The sequence below is a fragment of the Nonomuraea phyllanthi genome (assembly GCF_006334985.2).
Lineage (GTDB): Bacteria > Actinomycetota > Actinomycetes > Streptosporangiales > Streptosporangiaceae > Nonomuraea > Nonomuraea phyllanthi.
This window is the reverse complement of sequence record NZ_VDLX02000012.1, coordinates 173,009-190,233: the sequence shown is the minus strand read 5'-3', so window position 1 is coordinate 190,233 and position 17,225 is coordinate 173,009. Positions and strand designations below refer to the sequence as shown.

Here is a 17,225-nt window from a genome sequence, read left to right as displayed (position 1 = left end):
GCGGGCGCGGCCGGCTACGCCAGGTCTGCCGACACCAGCTCGGCCAGCACGTGGTACAAGGTCGCCTGCGCCTCCTGGATGCGGTGCACCGACGACGACGGGACCACGAACAGGTGCTCGGCCAGCCGCTCCTCGGCCATCCGCCCGCCCCCCGAGCCGGCGAACCCGATCGTCACCATGCCGAGACGGGCCGCCTGGGCCAGGCCCTGGAGCACGTTCGCCGAGCCGCCGCTGGTCGACAGCGCGCAGGCGACGTCGCCCGCGCCGCCGAGCGCGGCGAGCTGCCGGGCGAACACCACCTCGAACCCGACGTCGTTGCCGAGCGCCGTCACGAGCGCCGAGTCGCCGGCCAGCGACACCGCGGGCAGGCCGCGCCCGGTGAACAGCGCCGCCACCGACTGGGCGTCCGTGCTGCTGCCACCGTTGCCGAACGTGAACAGCCGCCCTCCCCCGCGAAGGGAGGCGGCCACCGCCTCCGCGCACGCGCGCAGCGGCTTGTCCATCTCGTCGAGCACCCGCCGCCGCAGCTCCAGGCTCTCGCGCGCCTTCGCGGCGGTGGACGCCGTCAGGTCGAGCGGATCCCGCCGCAAGAACGGATAAAGCTCTTCCATCACGATCCGTCCCTTCCGATGACGGCGATCGCCTCGCCGGCGTGCACCAGCACCGTGTCACCGATCCGCGCGTCCACCAGCGCCACGCTGATCTCCTCCGTGCCCGCGCCGGTGTCGGCCCTGGCGAGCCCCGCGGGCAGCAGCCCGACGACCCGCACCTGCACGGCCACGTCGCCGCAGGTCACGCAGGAGTCGCAGGCGCCGTCCCCGCTCACGAGACCGTCCCCACTCATGAGCCGGCCTCCTGGAACACGTGGACCAGCTCCCACAGCAGGTGGTACACCGTGACGTGGATCTCCCCCGCGACCAGCGGATCGTCGCAGCGCGCCGCCAGCACGTGGTCGGCCCCCGCGCCCGTCTCGTTCACCGTCAGCGCCACGGTCAGCATGCCGAGCGCGCGGGCGGCGGCGAAGTCACCGGCAGCGGGCCGTACCCCGACGGCGATGTCCTGGGAACGGCCCAGGACCGGCAGCAGCGACGGCTCGGCGCCCAGGCAGAGGGCGGGAAGCGCCCGCTTGCCGACGATCACCGGATGGGTGAACTCCACCGCAACGTGCGCCGCGTCCGCCGCCGCCTCGCCCCGGCCGAAGGCCAGCAACCTGCCCCCGCGCCGGAACCGCTCCGACATCGCGGACGCCGCCTCGATGACGGCGCCCACCTCTTCCACCAGCGCCGTTCCCGCCGCGTCACGGACCTGATCGAGCACTCCCGACATCCCGTCTTCTCGGATGCACGACATCGCCCATTCCATCGCGGCCCGGCCTGGATGATACGCATTTCGCCGCCACCGCTTCGGCAAGGTCCCGGCAAGATTCCCCCGCGCGACCGGCGACGCGGCCGGGGCCTACCAGGTGACGGGCAGCTCGTAGACGCCGTACACCGCCCCGTCGTGCTTGAACGGGATGCGCTCCAGGTCGGTGGCCAGCCGCAGGGTGGGGATGCGCCGGTAGAGGGTGCTGTAGACGACCTGCAGCTCCATGCGGGCCAGCGGCTGGCCGAGGCACTGGTGCACGCCGAAGCCGAAGGCCACGTGGCGGCGGGCGTCGCGGCGCAGGTCGAGCTCGTCGGGGTCGGGGAAGACCTCGGGGTCGCGGTTGCCGATGTCGTTGGCCAGGATGATGCCCTCGCCCGCCCTGATGGTCCGGCCGGCGATCTCGATGTCCTCCCGGGCGACGCGGCGGCGGCCGTTGTGGGTGATGTTGAGGTAGCGCAGCAGCTCCTCGACCGCCCCGGCGACCAGCTTCGGGTCGTCGCTCTCGCGCAGCAGGGCGAGCTGGTCGGGGTGGCGCAGCAGGGCGAGCGTGCCGAGCGCGATCATGTTGGCGGTGGTCTCGTGCCCGGCGATCAGCAGGAGCACGCCCATCTGGGCGGCCTGCCGCCGGGTCAGCTCGCCGGACGTCACGCGTTCGGCGACCCGCGAGAGCAGGTCGTCGCCCGGCTCGGCGAGCTTCCTGCCCACCAGCTCGTCGAGGTACTCGTTCAGCCGCGCGCCGGCCTCGGCCCGCTGCTCGGGGGTGGCGCTGCGCCTGATGATGGTCTTGCTGTTGTCCTGGAAGAAGTCGTGGTCCGCGTACGGCACGCCGAGCAGCTCGCAGATCACCAGCGAGGGCACCGGCAGCGCGAACGCCTCGACCAGGTCCACCGGCCTGGGCCCGGCCAGCAGCTCGTCGAGCAGGTCGTCCACGATCTTCTGCACGGCCGGGCGCATGGACTCGACCCGCCTGACGGTGAACGTCGCCTGCACCATGCGGCGCTGCCGGGCGTGCTCGGGGTCGTCCATCAGGATGAAGCTCAGCGAGCTGTTGCGGGGCCGGGGCGCCGGGCTCGGGAAGCCGGGGCGGGTGACGTCGGCGCTGACCCGCGGGTCGGCCAGCAGCGCCCGCTGCTCGGCGTACGAGGTCACCAGCCACGGCGTGCTGCCGTCCCACAGCCGCACCTTGGCCAGCGGCCCCTCCTCGCGCAGCGCCTGAAGGGCCGGCGGCGGGTCGAACGGGCACCCGGCCGCCCTGGCCATGGGGAAGTCCGGAACCTCGGGCCTGCTCACCGCGTCGCTCAACGTGTCAGTCATCGTCTGCTCTCCTCCCGGATCGGCCGGCACACGGGTTTACGCTTCTCTCTCCGAGCTCGGCGAGCTCGCCGGCGACGGCGGAACCGTCAGCATGAACTGCCGCTCGCCGCCTCGGACGTCACGGGCGCCGCCCACAGGGCGACGATGGCGTCGATCAGCCCGGTCGCGGCGCCGTGCCAGGTGGCCCTGGGCGTGGGCCGGCCCTCGGCCAGGGCGCGCTCGCGCTCGGCGCACATGTGGACCATCAGCTGGCTCGCCATGTCACTGCGCTCGGCACGCACCTCGGGCGGCAGCTCGGGCAGGCACCGGTTGAGCCCGTCGAGCACCTCGACGAGCGTGGGTGAGGTCAGCGCCTCCTCGACCATGATGTCGCGCAGCGCCGGGTCGGACAGCACCTGGGCGCCGAACCGGGCGAACCACGTGGGGCTGCCCATCGCACCCAGATGCTCGGTGACCGGGCGCACCAGGCAGGCCACCCAGTCGCGTACGTCGGCCGAGTCGCCGATCTCCGCCAGCATCCGCTTGCGGAGGCGTTCGAGCCGCGTGGCGTGCTTGCGCACGATCGCGCGCACCAGGTCGGCCTTCGTGCCGAAGTGGTAGCCCACCGCCGCGTTGTTGCCCTGGCCCGCGGCCTCGCTGACCTGCCGGTTGGACACGGCGATCACGCCGTGCTCGGCGAACAGCCGCTCGGCCGCCGTCAGGATCTGCTCGCGGGTGGCGCTGGCGCGCTCGGTGCGTACGGCCACGCTCACCACCCGCTCGCCCCGCCCGACCTCCGCCCACTGATGGCTTGACGCACTGTAACCTCCGCAGTCGACTCTGTCGCGATCAGCCAACCAGAGCGGCACTGTTTAAGTCAAGCGCCTGATTTAAAATCTACCCGCCGATGGGCTCGGGGCTTTCGCCGTTCCGGTCAGCCTTCCGAGTCGCCGTTGATCAGGAAGCCGGGCCGGGTACGGTGCCACTCCGGCACGTCGAGCCCGTTGAGCGCCGCGACGATCCGCTTCTCCTCGTAGACGAAGTGGGTCTCCATCAGCGCGGCGAGGCTGTCGAGCTCGGTGCGCGCCCTGGCCAGGTCACCGCACTCGTCCAGGCCCTCGATCAGCTCCCGCAGCCGCCGCAGGGAGTCCTCCACCAGCACGTGGTCGCGGCGCAGCTCGTCGAGGACCGGGCCGAGCTCGGGGAAGCGCTCGGCGAGCGCCGGGAACGCGCCGCCGTCCTCGCCGGAGTGGTGCCGGCTCAGCGCGGAGCAGAAGGTCAGGCAGTGAGCCCGCAGGTCGTGGAGTCGCGTGCCGCCGCGAAGCGGGCCACCCCCGCCGTCGAGATGCTCCCGCAGAACGTCCAGCTGCTCCCGCAGCCAGATGTGCACGTCGATCAGTTGATTGCCGAACGCCGTCAGGCGCCCGTCGGGTGTTTCCATCGTCGTCCCAGGATCCGGCGCCTCCATGCCCTCGGCGGTCTGCCTGCCGGGTGCACCGCGACGCTGGCAAGGAGCCCATCACCGTTCGCGCCACCGGTCAAATCGGCGCCTCGTCCGGGCCGGGACCGGGGGGCGGGGGCTCGATCGTCTCCGGCCGGCCGAGGCGGCACGGCTAGGCGCGGCCCCGCTGGAAGGTGGCGTACAGCCACCACATCGACGGCACCAGCAGGAACGCGCCCACGGCCAGCGAGCCCAGGCTGGCCGCCAGCACCGATTCGGTGGCCGCCGCGTCGCCCAGGGAGACGCCGGGCAGCAGCCACGGGTACTGCCCGATCCCCCACCCCCACAGCAGCCCGGCCACGGCCAGGCCGGCGGTGAGCCGTACGGCCACGTACGCCCGCCACAACAGCAGCAGCAGCGAGGCGAGCCCCGCGATGATGGACACGAGCAGGAGGGGCAGCGCCCGTCCTGAGATCAGCGCGACGAACAGGCCGGGCGCGTCGGCCCGCAGCACGAGCAGGCCCGCCGCCGACAGCGCGCCGACCACCACGCCGGTGCCCAGCGCGCGCCGCCGGAAGGCCTCCGCCAGGTCGTCGTGCCCGGCGCGCTCGGCGTCGCGGGTCAGGTAGACGCAGGCCAGGTACGCGGCGGTGCCGATGGCCAGCACGCCCGCGACCAGGGACGTCGGGTTGACCCAGCTGCCGATCAGGTCGCCCCTGGCGATGCCGGGCGGCACCCGGCCCGAGGCGATGGCCCCCGCGACCGTGCCGAGGAAGAACGGGGTGGCGAGGGAGGAGAAGGCGAACGTGGCGCCGAACAGCCGGCGCTGCCAGAGCCGCGTGGACACCTTGCGGAAGGCGAAGGCCGCGCCCCGGCCGATGATGCCCAGGGCGGCGAACGTGAGCGGGATGTAGAGCGTGGAGGCGATGGCCGCGAACACCGAGGGGAAGCCGGTCCACGCCATCACGATCACGAAGATCAGCCACACGTGGTTGGCCTCCCAGACGGGGCCGATCGAGTGCTCGATCTGGTCCCGCTGCCGCTGCCCCGCCGTGGCGCCGCCGGCCAGCAGGTCCCAGACGCCGCCACCGAAGTCCGCCCCGGCGAACAGCACGTACGCGGTCAGCCCGAGCCACAGCACCGCGAGCATGACGTCCGGCAGCGGCATGCTCACACGACCTTGTAGCCGCTGACGTCGCGCTCCTGGGGGGCGATCGGCACGGGCACGTCACGGGCCAGGCGGCGCATCACGTACACGCTGGCCACGGTGAGCACCACGTAGATCGCGGCCACCAGCACGAATCCGTACACCAGGCCGGGCGCCGGGTTGACCGCGTCCGCCGTGCGCAACACCTCGTAGACGATCCACGGCTGGCGGCCCACCTCGGTGAGGATCCAGCCGCACTCCAGCGCCGCCACCGCCGCCACGCCCGACACCGCCGTCGCGCGCAGGAACCAGCGCGTCCTCGGCATGGTCCGATGTCGCCACCAGTACCAGGCCAGCCAGGCACCGAGGGCCAGCAGCGCGAAGCCCAGCCCCACCATGATCTGGAACGACCAGTGGACGATGTTGACGGGCGGCCGGTCGCCGGGCGGCACCGACTCGAGGCCCCGGATCTCGGCGTCCGGGTTCCAGTGGGCCAGGAGCGACAGCCCGTACGGGATCTCCAGCGAGTACCGCAGCCGGTCGTCGATCATGACGCCGCCGAGGTGGAGCGGCACCGCGCGGGCGGTCGTGAAGACGCCCTCCATGGCGGCGAGCTTGACCGGCTGCTGCTCGGCCACGGACCGCGCGGCCCAGTCGCCCACGTAGATCTGCACGGGCGAGATGATCGCGGCCACGGTCAGCGGCAGCAGCAGGCCGAGCCGGTGGTAGCGGTCGCGGCGCCCGCGCAGCATGGCGACGGCGTAGACGCTCGCGATGCCGAACCCGGCGACCATGAACGCGGCCAGGATCATGTGCGTGGTCATCGACGGCACGGCCGCGTTGAACATCGCCGCCCACGGTCGGACCGCCACGACGCGGCCGTCGTCGACCCGGAAGCCCACCGGGTGCTGCATCCAGGCGTTGGCGCAGACGACGAAGAAGGCGCTGGCGACCCCCGCCACCACGATCGGGATCCCGGTCAGCAGGTGCGCCCTGGGCGGGAGGCGGTCCCACGCGTACAGGTAGAGGCCCAGGAAGATGGCCTCGATGAAGAACGCGATGCCTTCCAGGGCGAACGGCAGGCCGATGACCTCGCCGTACACGCCCATCATGCCCGGCCACAGCAGGCCCATCTCGAACGACAGGATCGTGCCCGAGACCGCGCCCACCGCGAAGAGCACGCCCATCGCCCTGGCCCAGCGGCGGGCCAGCAGCCGGTAGTACTGGTCGCCGCGCCGGTGGCCGCGCCACTCGGCGAGCAGCGTGATGGCCGGCATGCCGACGCCGAGGCAGGCGAGCACGATGTGCCAGCCCAGCGACACCCCCATCTGCATCCGCGCGGCCCACAGGTCGGCGAGGGCGGCGCCGGCCTCGGCGGTGATCGCGTGCGACATCGTCCCCCCGCTGCTCGGATCGATCCCGCCGTTCCTGCCCGAGATCGGGTACGGGTAATGCCAAACTCGTGATCTGAAACATTCACCCGGTTCTGATGGCTCTTGTCGCGGGGGTGGCCATCTGTGCCGCTTCGACCGGCCGGAGGTCCGGGGCGCCGGCTGGCGAAAGGAGCGAGGGCGCCCGGGGGCCGGGCGCCCTCACCTGTCAGACCTGCTGGTCGTACTCGACGGCGTAGTCCTGGTGCGCCCGGTCCTTCAGCGCGGCCGCCGCCACCACGCTGATCAACGCACATATCGCCATATAGACGGCGATCGCGAACGAGCTCTGGAAGGTGGCGTACAGCCACACCGCGATCAGCGGCGCCGGCCCGCCCGCCGTCACCGAGGCCAGCTGGTAGCCGAGCGAGGAGCCGCTGTACCGTAAGCGCCCGGTGAAGCTCTCGGCGATGAACGTGGCCTGCGGGCCGTACTGGATGTCGTGGATCGGCGCCGCCAGCACGACGGCCAGGAAGACGAGCGACGGCACCCGGGTGTCGAGCAGCGGCCAGTAGACGAACGACCAGACCACCATGGCGGCGGCCCCGATGATGTACAGCCGCCGCCGTCCCACCAGGTCGGAGATGTAGCCCCAGAAGGGCACGGTGAACAGCGACACGATCCCGGCGACGATGACGTACAGGTAGACGTCACCGGTCGAGAACCCCAGGGTCTTGGTGGCGTATGTGAGGATGAAGACGGTGAAGATGTAGAACGGCGCCTGCTGGCCCGTCCTGAGCAGCGCGCTCAGCACGATCTCCCGCCAGTTCCTGACGATGACCTCGCGGACGGGCACCCGCTCGACCCGCTTCTCCGCCAGGACCTTCGCGAAGACCGGCGTCTCCAGGATGCCGAGCCTGATGTAGAGGCCGACCCCGGCCATCACGATGCTGAGCAGGAACGGGATGCGCCATCCCCAGGCGGGGTCGAGCGGCTGGAACACCTGGAGTGCCACGTAGCCGAGCACCAGCCCGACCGGCACGCCGAACTGCGGCCAGCTTCCCAGGAAGCCGCGCCGCCCGCCGCGCGACTGGCCCCACTCGGTGGCCAGCAGCACGGAGCCGCCCCACTCGCCGCCGACGCTGATGCCCTGGATCAGGCGGAGCAGGGTCAGCAGGATGCCGCCCCAGATCCCGATCTGCTCGTACGTCGGCACGAGCCCGACCAGCGCGGTGGCGATGCCCATGCTCACGAGCGTGATGATGAGGGTGGCCTTGCGGCCGATCCGGTCGCCGTAGTGGCCGAAGATGGCCGCCCCGATCGGGCGGGCGGCGAACCCGCCGAAGTAGGTGCCGAGCGACAGCAGGAGACCTGTCGTGGGGTCGCTCTTGGGGAAGAACAGCTCCGCGAAGATCGTGCTGGCCGCGAAGCCGTAGAGGAAGAAGTCGTACCATTCGATCGAGGTGCCGACGGCGGAGGCGACCACCGCCCGGACCAGTTGTCTGTTCTTCTGCTGCCCTGTCGTGTCGAGTCGCTGCTCCTCTGCCATCTACCGCTCCTCAATGGGAACCGCGTTTCCCGCGACGGTACATGACACAGCACCGGCGGTCACGAGCCTTGTTCACGACCTGGAGGCGGCACGGGGAGCCCCGGAGCCCGGGCGTTCCGCGCGGGCTCCGGGGGCGGTCACCTGGTCCGGTAAACGCGCAGATAGTCGAACTCGGCGTCGACCGCCGGCTGGGCGCCGCCGTGGGCGACGAGGCCGATGCGCGGAACGGTGTCCTTCGGGAACGTCCACACGCCGCCCCACGTCCACGTCCGCCCGTCGCGGCTCGACGCGGCCCGGAACTCGTGCTCGCCGTTCGCCGGGTCCACGTGGTGGGCCAGCCTGAGCCAGGTCGTCCGGGCGGGCGGGCCGACGATGTTGCCGCCGTAGGACAGGCGGCCGGCGAACGGCAGCTCGCGGCCGTACTCCACCTGGCGGGTGTTCCAGATGGCCACCTGGCACAGCCGGGCGAAGTCGTCGTCGGAGGCGTAGGCGACCAGGCCGGCCTGCTGGTAGTTGCGTACGGTGTCGTCGCCGAGGTCGAGCGTCACCTTGGTCTCCACGACGTAGTCGCCCTCCGGCGCGTCGCGGAGCAGGACGCTCGCGGTGTTGGCGGTGCCCACCAGGTCCGCGTTCTGCAGCGGCCAGCGCAGCACGCCGCCGGTGACGCGGGCGTCCGGGTCCTCACGGACCCACTGCCAGTCGCCGCCCGCGCCGTCGGACTCCTCTCCGTCGAACTCGTCGGCGTCGATCAGGCGGCCGGGGCGCGGCACCGGCGCCGGGCGGGTGACGGGCCTGGCGAGCCGGGCCACGCTGACGTTGTCGAAGTCGGCCACGCCCTCGCTCACCAGGGCGAACCCGCCGGACAGCGGTACGGGCGAGTGGAGGCGGAGCGTGGCCTGCGGGTCGCCGAGGCGGCTCGACGAGACCTCCGCCGTGATCGTCCGCCCCTTGACCGTGACGGCCAGGTTGTGCCAGGTCGCCAGGCCTGCGGACGCGGCCTCACCGCCCGGCAGCGCGGCCGTCCGGCGGGCGCCGCCCGCCGTGATCGTCAGCCCGTCGGCGGACACCGTCACGGTGGCCCGCCCGACGCGCAGACCGGCCGACGGGCCCTCCAGCCGGAGGTCCGTCTCGGCGCGGATGTCGCCGCCGACGCCACGCCGCGCCGTCAGCGCGCCACCGCCGTCGGAGTGCCGGACATATCCGTCCTGCACGGTCCAGCCGTCCCCGCGCCACCCCGACAGATCATCGGTCAGGCTCACGAACCCGCGCGTGACCGGCGCCTCGTCCGACTGCTCCGAGGGCCCCGCCCCCGCCCGGACCATCGGCCAGCCGTCGATCCAGTCCAGCCGGTCGAGCAGCATCGGCCGCTCGTTGATCCCGTACGGGCCGTCCAGGAACGGGTCGTCCCGGTCGATCGCGTGGTAGGCCATCCAGTCCTGGCCGGCGAGGTCGGTGACCTGGGCGTGGTGGCCCGTGCCGATCCAGCGGTCGCCGTTCTGGTCGAGGACGGGGGTGCCGCCGGCGCGGGAGGCGAGCAGCGGCAGGCCCTCGCGGTCGGTGAAGGGACCGCGCGGGCTGGTGGCGCGGCCGGCCAGGACGGAGTAGCCGGTGGTGGGCCCCGCGCAGCAGTTCGCGGAGGAGGCCAGCAGGTAGTAGTAGCCGTCGTGGCGGACGACGTACGAGCCCTCGAACTTGTTGTCGATGGCCACCTGCGTCGGCTGCCCCACGGTGTGCAGCCCGTCAGGGCTCAGCTCCGTAACCCACAATCCGCCGAAAAATCCGCCGAAGTAGAGGTACTTGCGTCCGTCCACGTCCGTGAACTGCGCCGGATCGATCGTGTTCCAGTACGAGTCCCCCGACGGGCGCGGTGCCACCACCGGGGCCGAGAGGTGCGTCCACGGGCCGGTCGGCGTCGGAGCGGTGGCAGCGCCGATCGAGTAGTCCCACTCGTGCGGGCTGCTCGTGGTGTTGGTGACCGTGAAGTACATGACGTAACGGCCGTCGAGGTAGCGGATGTCGGGCGCCCACAGCAGGCTGCCGGGGGCCGCGTACGGGGGCAGGTTGTCCTCGCCGAACGCGTCGCCGACGTACGTCCACGAGACCAGATCGGTGGAGCGGGCGATCGGCAGCCGGTGGTGGGTGCCCTCGCCCTCGCGGAGCGGGTCGGAGGTTCCGTACGCGTACCAGTAGCCGTCGAGCCCCCGGATCACGGCGGGATCGGCGAAGCTGTCGGCGAACCCGGACGAGACGGGATTCTCGTACGCGTGGCCAATGGGGTCGTTGAGGCCGGTGAGTAAGGAGAGGACCAGCGATGCGACCGCAGCGATACGCATATGTCAGCCTTTCAAGCCACTACGGGAGATGCCTTCGATGACGTACCGCTGGGTCAGGGCGAACAGGATCAGCACCGGGACGCTCGCCAGCACGGCGCCTGCCATGATCACCGGATAGTCGATCGTGTACGCGCCCTGAAGGATGGAGAGCCCCGGCGGCAGGGTGAAGTACTCAGGACTGAACAGCACGTAGACCGGCCAGATGAAGTCGTTCCAGTTGCTCATGAAGCTCAGCACCGCCAGCGTGGCCAGCGCGGGCTTCGACAGCGGCAGCGTGACCCGCAGGAAGATGTGCCAGTGGTTGGCCCCCTCCATGAGCGCCGCCTCGTCCAGCTCGCGCGGCAGCCCGAGGAAGAACTGCCGCAGGAAGAACACCCCGAACGCGCCCGCCGCCCCCGGCACGATCAGCGCGGTCAGGCTGTCCAGCCAGCCAAGCTGATCGATGATCAGGAACTGCGGGATGAGGAAGACGAACCCGGGCACCAGCAGCGTCCCGACGATGACGCCGAACATCAGCCGCTTGCCCCGGAACTCCAGCCGCGCCAGCGCGTACGCCGCCAGCGACGAGACGGCGAGGACCAGCAGCATGTGCCCGGTCGCGGCGATCAGGCTGTTGAGGAACCAGCGCAGCACCGGCGTCTGCGTGGTGCCCTCGAAGAGGGTGCCGTACGCGTCGGTGACCGGCTCGGCGGGCCACACCGTGGGCGGCACCCGCGTCGCCTCGGTCTGGCTCTTCAGCGAGGTGCCGAGCGCCCACAGCAGCGGCGCCACGAACACCACGGCCAGCGCGACGAGGACCGTGTACCGCCTCACGACCGCCCCCTGAAGAGCCGGAAGTTGAGCACGCTGACGACGATCAGCGCGAGCGTGAGCACGTAGCTCATCGCCGAGGCGCTGCCCATCTTGTACTGGCTGAGCCCCACGTCGAGGATGTAGACGATCGCCGTCCTGGTCTCGCCGCCCGGCGCGCCCTGGGTCAGCAGGTACGACTGCCCGAACATGTTGGCCGAGGCCAGGATCGTCGTCGTCACCACGAACAGCGCCACGGGCCGCAGCCCGGGGAGCGTCACGTGCCGGAACTCGGCCCACCGCCCGGCCCCGTCCACCTTGGCGGCGTCGTACAGCTCGCGCGGGATGTCCTGCATGCCCGCCAGGTAGATCACGCCGTTGAACCCCAGCGTCCACCACACGGTGACGCCCACCAGGGCCACCCACGCCCACGGCACGGCGGTCGTCCACGCGATGTCGGTGCCGAGCAGCCAGTCGATCAGGCCGAGGTTCGGGTCGAGCAGCAGCCGCCACATCAGGCAGACCACCGCCACGCCCAGCACGTACGGGGCGAAGAACAGGCCACGGAAGAACGTGCGCCCCCGGAACGGCCGGTTGAGCATCAGCGCCACCCCGAGCGGCAGCACCACCAGGAACGGCACGCTGAACAGCGTGAAGATCCCGGTGGCCCGCATCGAGACCCAGAAGTCGTCGTAGACGGCCGACGACGGGTCGAACAGCGCGGAGTAGTTGTCCAGCCCGACGAACGGCTTGCCTTCGAGCAGGTAGTCCCAGTCGTGCAGGCTGACCCAGAGCCCGAAGACGGCCGGCGCCAGCACGAAGACGCAGAAGAGCACGAGGTACGGCGCCATGAACAGGTAGGGGGTGGCCCGCCCCGACCAGGTGAGCGTCCCGGCTCTGGAGCGCGCCGCCTTCGTGGCGGTGAGCGTGACCATCAGGCGCCGTATTTCTTCCGGTTCTGCTCCAGGACCTTGTCCGCCTTGGCGGCCGCTTCGGTGAGGGCGTCCTTCGGGCTCTTCTTCATGAGGATCGCCGCGTTGACCGCCTGGTCGACGACCGCCGAGGCGTCCCCGATGCCGGCCACGGACGGCAGGAAGTAAAGGTAGTCGATCTGCGAGCCGATCGCGGCCTGCTCCTTGAGCGCCTTGAACTCGGCGCTCTCGCGGATGGTCTTGCGCGCCGGAACCTGGCCCGCCTTGGCCCACTCGATCGAGTGGCCGCTGATCCAGTTGATGAACACCTTGGCGGCGGCCAGCTTGTTCTGGTCGGGGGTGCGCTGCTTGAAGACCACGAACTGGTGCGATCCGGCCCATGCGGACGGCTGCGTGCCGATCTGCGGCAGCGGCGCCACGCCCCACTCGAGGTTCTCGACCTCGCGCAGCGTGTTGATGGACCAGATGCCGTTCCAGTTGAAGGCGGCCTTGCCGTTCTGCAGGGCGATGAAGTCGGCGTCCTGGCCCACGTTCTTGGGGCTGTAGCCCTTGTTGACGAGGTCGACGAGCCAGGTCAGCGCCTGCACGCCGGGATCCTCGGCGAAGCGCGACACGCTGGCGTCCTCGGCGAACAGCCGCCCGCCGTACTGGTGCAGCAGGGTGCCGAACTGCATGCTCCCGGTGAACGGGAACGGCGTGGCCCAGTGCCCCTGGATGCCCGCCTTCTTCAGCTCCTCCAGCGCGGCCAGGTACTCCTCGCCGTTCTTGGGCGGGTTCTCCGGGTCGAGCCCGGCCTTCTTCATGACCGCCTTGTTGTAGAACATGCCGAGCGGGTGGACGTCGAGCGGGATGGAGTACCGGGCGCCCTTGTACACTCCGGCCTGCCAGACGGGCGGCGAGAAGTCGGCCTCGGTGAGGTTCAGCGCCTTGGCCACGTCGTCGAGCGGCAGCACCACCTGGCGGGCCGCGTTGGTGGCCACGCTGTCGACGTGCATGATGCCGAGGTCGGGGCCCTGACCTGCGGAGACGGCGGCCGGGACCTTCGCGTAGTAGTCGGCCCACTGGTAGACGTTCATGGTGACCTTGATGTTCGGGTGCTCGCCGTTGAACTGCTCGACCAGCCGCTTCATGAACGGCCCGTCGCCGCCGGTGAAGCCGTTCCAGAACGCCAGGGAGACGGCGGGGCCCGTGTAGGTCGTGGGGGCGGCCGTCGCCTGGGCCCCCGTCTGCTGCTGCGCCGCCTGCCGCGGGCCTCCGCCGCCGCCGCATCCTGTGAGGACCAGAGCTCCGAGACCGAGACCTAGCGCGCGCCGCCGGGTGAGGCTGTCCAGGGACATCTGCATCACACTCCTGCTGCCCATGTGGTGATGCCTCGTTGTACATCGTTGTATCTAACGTTGTAAACAGCGCCCGCCAGATTTGTTACATCGTTGTAAATCGCGATCTACCGGCCTTGGACGCAAGAGATCGGGCTAGTCTCGAAGCGATCCCGAAAGGCCCCCCGCCCCATGAGCGACCCTGATCAGAGCAAGGCGGCTCCCCCGACGCCGGATCAGCCGCGAACAGGCGCCAAGGCGCCTTCCCCTGCGCCGGAGCAGCCGCAGATCGGCACGTCCGTGAAGGTCGCGCTGATCGGCGCCCTGGCCAGCGTGGTCGTGGGATGGGTGCTGGCGCCGTGGATCGAGCTCTTCCGCACGCTGCCCCTCCACGTGCAGCTGTGGCTGCCGCCGGGCATCGGGATCGCCGTCGCGGGCCTGCTGTACGTCCCGGCGCTGCGCCGCTTCTTCCGCAGGCACGTGAAGGTCATCCGGTTCGGGCTGCTGGCGCTGGCCGGAGCCGGCCTGACCACCGTGGTGTGGGCCGCGTTCCAGACGATCACGGCGGACGACCAGTGCCCGGCGCCCACGGAGCTGCGGCTGGTGACCGCGCCCGAGAACGCGGCCGAGCTCACCTCGCGCGCCCGCCTGTACGCGCAGGAGAACCAGATCGACGGCTGCCCCTCGCTCCGGATGACGGTGGCCGTCGCGCCGCCGCCCGTGCACCTGCCCGACGCGTTCAACAACGAATGGGAGTGGCGCGAGGACCGGCGCGACCAGCCGTACGCCCGCCTTTACGGCCTGCAGCCCGACGCCTGGGTCGCCACCACGCCGGCCGAGCCGGACGAGCTCAGGGCGGGCGGGCTCAAGTCGCTGGGCGACAGCGCGTCCGACATCGGCGTGGGGCAGGACCAGCTCGTCCTCGCGATGACCGAGCAGCGGCGCGAGGAGCTGGGGCGGCACATGTCCGAGCCCGACCGCTACTCCTTCAAGCGGGTGTGGGACGTGCTGACCACGAAGATGGGCATGGCCGTCGCCCGGCCGTTCCCGGAGACGTCCGTCGCCGCGCTGATCGGCACCAGCGACGTGTTCAGGGGGCGCGGGCTGCCCGAGAAGAAGTACGGCGCGGCCGAGCAGGAGCTGGTCGGCAACGGGCTCGGCGCCGACACCGTCACCTCCCTGCTGTGCGCCTTCGACGGCCTCGCCAAGGAGGCCGCCGCGGCCGGCTCGGGAGATCCGAAGGTCGCGCTGCTGGTGCCCGGCCACAGCGTGGACGACTACAACGCCGGCCGCATCGCCGACTGCCCCGGGACCGGCGCGAGCACCCGCCTCATCGCGGTACGCCACCACGACCTGAGCGTCCTCGACTACCGCTACGTCGGGGTGACCTGGCCGGGCCAGCGCTCGGCCGGGCGGGAGGCGCTGGTCGAGCACTTCGGCAGGTGGCTGCGGAGCCACCCGATGTTCCCCAACGTGCCGGTGTCCAGCCGGCTCGAGGTCGACGAGGAACGGCTCGGGCAGCTGAAGAAACTCCTGCTCGACCAGCTGCGCCCGCAGCTCGACCTGCGGCTGATCATCGACACCTCAGGCTCGGCCGACCGCCCGGTACGCGTCCAGGCCGCCGAGGCGCTGCGTGCCCAGCTCCGCATGCTCGGGCCGCGCGACCGGGTCCAGGCGTTCGGCCTGCACTCCCGTACGAAGGGCGGGCGCGCGGAGCTGACCGCCATCGCCGGCAGGACCGGCCGCCAGCAGCTCGGCACGGTGGCCGTGGAGATCGAGAACACCGCGTTCGACCAGTGGGACGCCCCCGCCTCCGCCGGACTCGCCGAGCTCGGCGGCGACGAGGCGGTGCCCGCGCCCGTGGTGCTGCTGACCGACGGCCGGCTGTTCGACAACGAGGGCGGCGGCGACGCCGCGTCGGCCCTCGCGGGGGCCCTCGACGGCACCGCCACGGTCTCCGGCCTGTACGTGGTCGTCTTCGGCCAGGACCAGTGCGCCGTGACCACGCTGCCGGGCACGTCCAAGCCGTACCACTGCGTGACGGCGGGCACCAGCCCCGACAAGGCGATCACCCGGGCCATCATCACGGTGCGAGGCTGGCGATGATCCGGCAGCGGGGCGAGCGCCGACCGGTGCCGTGGAGGCGACGATGACCCCGCGGCCGGGTGCGCGTGGACGCGTGCTGGGGAGGCGGCGATGACCCCGGGGCCGGGCAGGCACAGCGGCGGTCCGCTGCCGGGAAGCCGCGGCGGGCCCCTGCCGACCGGTCGGGGCGGCGGGTTACGGGCGCTGGGCAGGAGCCGGAGCCTGTGGTCCCTCTGCTCCGGGGCCGTCCTGATGCTGCTGCTCCTGCTCTGGCAGTCCGGCCCGCCCGCCGGCCCGCCGCAACCGTCCCGGTCGGCACCGCCCGTCACCCCGGTCGCCGTGCCCTCGACGCCCCAGCAGGAGTGCGGCGGCCACGACGGCGAGCTCATCGTGGCCACCGGCGACGACATCAGCACGGGCAGCGTGCGGCGCGAGGTGTTCGACGAATGGAACGATCTGCTCAAGCCGCCCAGCGACCCGCCGGCCAAGCTGCTGGAGCTCTCCGACAGCACCGACGTGCGGCGCGCCCAGATGGCGGCGCTCGCCCAGGCCGGCAGCTGCGAGTACGACATCCTCGTGCTCGACGTGGCCTGGGTGAGCGAGTTCGCCCGGCACGGCTACATCCGGCCGATCGAGCTGGACGACCAGGACGGCCGCTTCCTGGCCGGTCCGCTCGCGGCCGGGCAGATCGACGGCAGGCAGTACGGCGTCCCCTTCGCCGCCGACGCGCCGCTGGAGTACCGCCGCCTCGACCAGCCCTCCGGCGGCTACCTGCTGCAGCTGAACGACCAGGAGATGGGCACGATCAACTTCCTGGAGATGATCGAGCTCGGCGGCGGCGACATCCTGGGCGGCGACGACCGGACCACGGTGACCCTGGGCGATGACCGCGACGAGACGTGGCAGGCCCTGACCAGCCCTCGACGCACGGTCTCCAGCACGGGCAGGGCCGCGCCCGTGCTGCGCGAATCGCTCCAGGTGACCGAGGACGCCAGCATCGTCGCCTTCAAGGAGGGCGAGATCGGCGGCCATCAGGTGTCCTACATGCGCAACTGGCCGATCGCGTTCCACCAGCTGGCGGCCGACCCCCGGATGCGCGGCCCGGACAAGCGGCTGCTGTTCGACGTACGCGCGCCGGCCACCCCCGGCGGCGTGCTCGGCGGCTCCGTCCTGGCCATCTCCCGGCACATCAAGCCGGACAAGCTGGCCCCGGCCATGCGCCTGATCGACCGCCTCACCGGCCAGGAGGCGCAGGCCCGCCTGTTCGCCTGCGGCGGTTACGGCCCCGTGCTGACCGAGGTGTACGAGCGGTACGAGGCCGGCGGCGGCGACGCCTGCCCGCGCCAGGACGGCTCCGACATCACCAACCCGAGCCGCGACGAGCTCGCCACGCTCGCCGGGCAGATCAGGAAGTCGATCGAGCTGGCCCGGCCGCGGCCGAAGTCGCCGTACTACGCCCAGTTCAGCGAGGTCTTCCGGCGGTGCGCGCGGGGGGTCTGGGAGCGGAGGGTGGGGCCGGACGCGTTCTTCTCCTCCGCCGCCACGCTGGAGGCGGCCCTGAACGGCAGAGTCCCCGCCGACCCGCCCCCTTGCTGACCCCGCGCA

Annotated in this window: 15 protein-coding genes; 2 read left to right on the top strand and 13 right to left on the bottom strand. The window is 71.7% G+C overall.

Features of this window, described 5'->3' with window-relative positions:
* Window positions 1–14 precede the first annotated feature (14 nt).
* From FH608_RS30275 to FH608_RS30215, 13 genes are all read right to left on the bottom strand, one after another.
* Window positions 15–611: a D-sedoheptulose-7-phosphate isomerase gene (locus tag FH608_RS30275; protein ID WP_139634042.1), complete on the bottom strand. Its 597-nt coding sequence runs from the start codon at window positions 609–611 to the stop codon at window positions 15–17.
* Window positions 611–844 (bottom strand): HypC/HybG/HupF family hydrogenase formation chaperone, encoded by a 234-nt coding sequence (locus tag FH608_RS30270; protein ID WP_139634041.1) that lies wholly within the window; start codon window positions 842–844, stop codon window positions 611–613. The genes FH608_RS30275 and FH608_RS30270 overlap by 1 nt, the downstream gene beginning before the upstream one ends.
* Entirely contained in the window at window positions 841–1,326 is a 486-nt protein-coding gene (locus FH608_RS30265) for a phosphoheptose isomerase family protein (RefSeq protein WP_139634040.1), read from the bottom strand. Before FH608_RS30265 ends, FH608_RS30270 begins: the two co-directional genes overlap by 4 nt.
* A 129-nt stretch (window positions 1,327–1,455) precedes the next feature.
* Complete coding sequence (locus FH608_RS30260; protein WP_139634039.1) at window positions 1,456–2,679, bottom strand: cytochrome P450; 1,224 nt, start codon at window positions 2,677–2,679, stop codon at window positions 1,456–1,458.
* 86 nt (window positions 2,680–2,765) lie between these two features.
* Window positions 2,766–3,434, bottom strand: a complete 669-nt coding sequence (locus FH608_RS30255) for a TetR/AcrR family transcriptional regulator (RefSeq protein WP_139634038.1) — start codon at window positions 3,432–3,434, stop codon at window positions 2,766–2,768.
* Window positions 3,435–3,592: 158 nt separating this feature from the next.
* Window positions 3,593–4,099, bottom strand: a complete 507-nt coding sequence (locus FH608_RS30250; RefSeq protein WP_139634037.1) for a hemerythrin domain-containing protein — start codon at window positions 4,097–4,099, stop codon at window positions 3,593–3,595.
* 172 nt (window positions 4,100–4,271) lie between these two features.
* The gene (locus FH608_RS30245) at window positions 4,272–5,267 is read right to left on the bottom strand and encodes a cytochrome d ubiquinol oxidase subunit II (RefSeq protein ID WP_139634036.1); all 996 of its coding nucleotides are present in this window, start codon (window positions 5,265–5,267) and stop codon (window positions 4,272–4,274) included.
* A gap of 2 nt (window positions 5,268–5,269) precedes the next feature.
* A complete protein-coding gene (locus FH608_RS30240; protein ID WP_139634035.1) occupies window positions 5,270–6,640 on the bottom strand; it encodes a cytochrome ubiquinol oxidase subunit I in 1,371 nt (456 codons plus the stop codon).
* A gap of 205 nt (window positions 6,641–6,845) precedes the next feature.
* Entirely contained in the window at window positions 6,846–8,165 is a 1,320-nt protein-coding gene (locus tag FH608_RS30235; RefSeq protein WP_139634034.1) for an MFS transporter, read from the bottom strand.
* A 137-nt stretch (window positions 8,166–8,302) separates the two neighbouring features.
* A complete protein-coding gene (locus FH608_RS30230; protein ID WP_139634033.1) occupies window positions 8,303–10,498 on the bottom strand; it encodes a family 43 glycosylhydrolase in 2,196 nt (731 codons plus the stop codon).
* A 3-nt stretch (window positions 10,499–10,501) separates the two neighbouring features.
* On the bottom strand, window positions 10,502–11,311 hold the full coding sequence (locus FH608_RS30225; protein WP_139634032.1) for a carbohydrate ABC transporter permease: 810 nt from the start codon (window positions 11,309–11,311) through the stop codon (window positions 10,502–10,504).
* Window positions 11,308–12,222 carry a carbohydrate ABC transporter permease gene (locus FH608_RS30220; protein ID WP_139634031.1) on the bottom strand — a complete coding sequence of 305 codons (915 nt, stop codon included), beginning with the start codon at window positions 12,220–12,222 and terminating at the stop codon, window positions 11,308–11,310. Before FH608_RS30220 ends, FH608_RS30225 begins: the two co-directional genes overlap by 4 nt.
* A complete protein-coding gene (locus tag FH608_RS30215) occupies window positions 12,222–13,562 on the bottom strand; it encodes an ABC transporter substrate-binding protein (protein WP_226900033.1) in 1,341 nt (446 codons plus the stop codon). The genes FH608_RS30220 and FH608_RS30215 overlap by 1 nt, the downstream gene beginning before the upstream one ends.
* A 165-nt stretch (window positions 13,563–13,727) precedes the next feature.
* On the opposite strand from FH608_RS30215, the gene FH608_RS51720 reads away from it, so the two are divergent.
* Window positions 13,728–15,641, top strand: a complete 1,914-nt coding sequence (locus FH608_RS51720) for a vWA domain-containing protein (protein ID WP_193318706.1) — start codon at window positions 13,728–13,730, stop codon at window positions 15,639–15,641.
* Between the two features lie 90 nt (window positions 15,642–15,731).
* Window positions 15,732–17,216 carry a type 2 periplasmic-binding domain-containing protein gene (locus tag FH608_RS30205; RefSeq protein WP_139634030.1) on the top strand — a complete coding sequence of 495 codons (1,485 nt, stop codon included), beginning with the start codon at window positions 15,732–15,734 and terminating at the stop codon, window positions 17,214–17,216.
* The last annotated feature ends 9 nt before the right edge of the window (window positions 17,217–17,225 follow it).

What these genes read in the sequence shown, in the direction of transcription:
- FH608_RS30275 (WP_139634042.1), bottom strand. Translation starts at nt 611, where the DNA reads ATGGAAGAGCTTTATCCGTTCTTGCGGCGGGATCCGCTCGACCTGACG.
- FH608_RS30270 (WP_139634041.1), bottom strand. Translation starts at nt 844, where the DNA reads ATGAGTGGGGACGGTCTCGTGAGCGGGGACGGCGCCTGCGACTCCTGC.
- FH608_RS30265 (WP_139634040.1), bottom strand. Translation starts at nt 1,326, where the DNA reads ATGTCGGGAGTGCTCGATCAGGTCCGTGACGCGGCGGGAACGGCGCTG.
- FH608_RS30260 (WP_139634039.1), bottom strand. Translation starts at nt 2,679, where the DNA reads ATGACTGACACGTTGAGCGACGCGGTGAGCAGGCCCGAGGTTCCGGAC.
- FH608_RS30250 (WP_139634037.1), bottom strand. Translation starts at nt 4,099, where the DNA reads ATGGAAACACCCGACGGGCGCCTGACGGCGTTCGGCAATCAACTGATC.
- FH608_RS30245 (WP_139634036.1), bottom strand. Translation starts at nt 5,267, where the DNA reads ATGCCGCTGCCGGACGTCATGCTCGCGGTGCTGTGGCTCGGGCTGACC.
- FH608_RS30240 (WP_139634035.1), bottom strand. Translation starts at nt 6,640, where the DNA reads ATGTCGCACGCGATCACCGCCGAGGCCGGCGCCGCCCTCGCCGACCTG.
- FH608_RS30235 (WP_139634034.1), bottom strand. Translation starts at nt 8,165, where the DNA reads ATGGCAGAGGAGCAGCGACTCGACACGACAGGGCAGCAGAAGAACAGA.
- FH608_RS30230 (WP_139634033.1), bottom strand. Translation starts at nt 10,498, where the DNA reads ATGCGTATCGCTGCGGTCGCATCGCTGGTCCTCTCCTTACTCACCGGC.
- FH608_RS30220 (WP_139634031.1), bottom strand. Translation starts at nt 12,222, where the DNA reads ATGGTCACGCTCACCGCCACGAAGGCGGCGCGCTCCAGAGCCGGGACG.
- FH608_RS30215 (WP_226900033.1), bottom strand. Translation starts at nt 13,562, where the DNA reads ATGCAGATGTCCCTGGACAGCCTCACCCGGCGGCGCGCGCTAGGTCTC.
- FH608_RS51720 (WP_193318706.1), top strand. Translation starts at nt 13,728, where the DNA reads ATGAGCGACCCTGATCAGAGCAAGGCGGCTCCCCCGACGCCGGATCAG.
- FH608_RS30205 (WP_139634030.1), top strand. Translation starts at nt 15,732, where the DNA reads ATGACCCCGGGGCCGGGCAGGCACAGCGGCGGTCCGCTGCCGGGAAGC.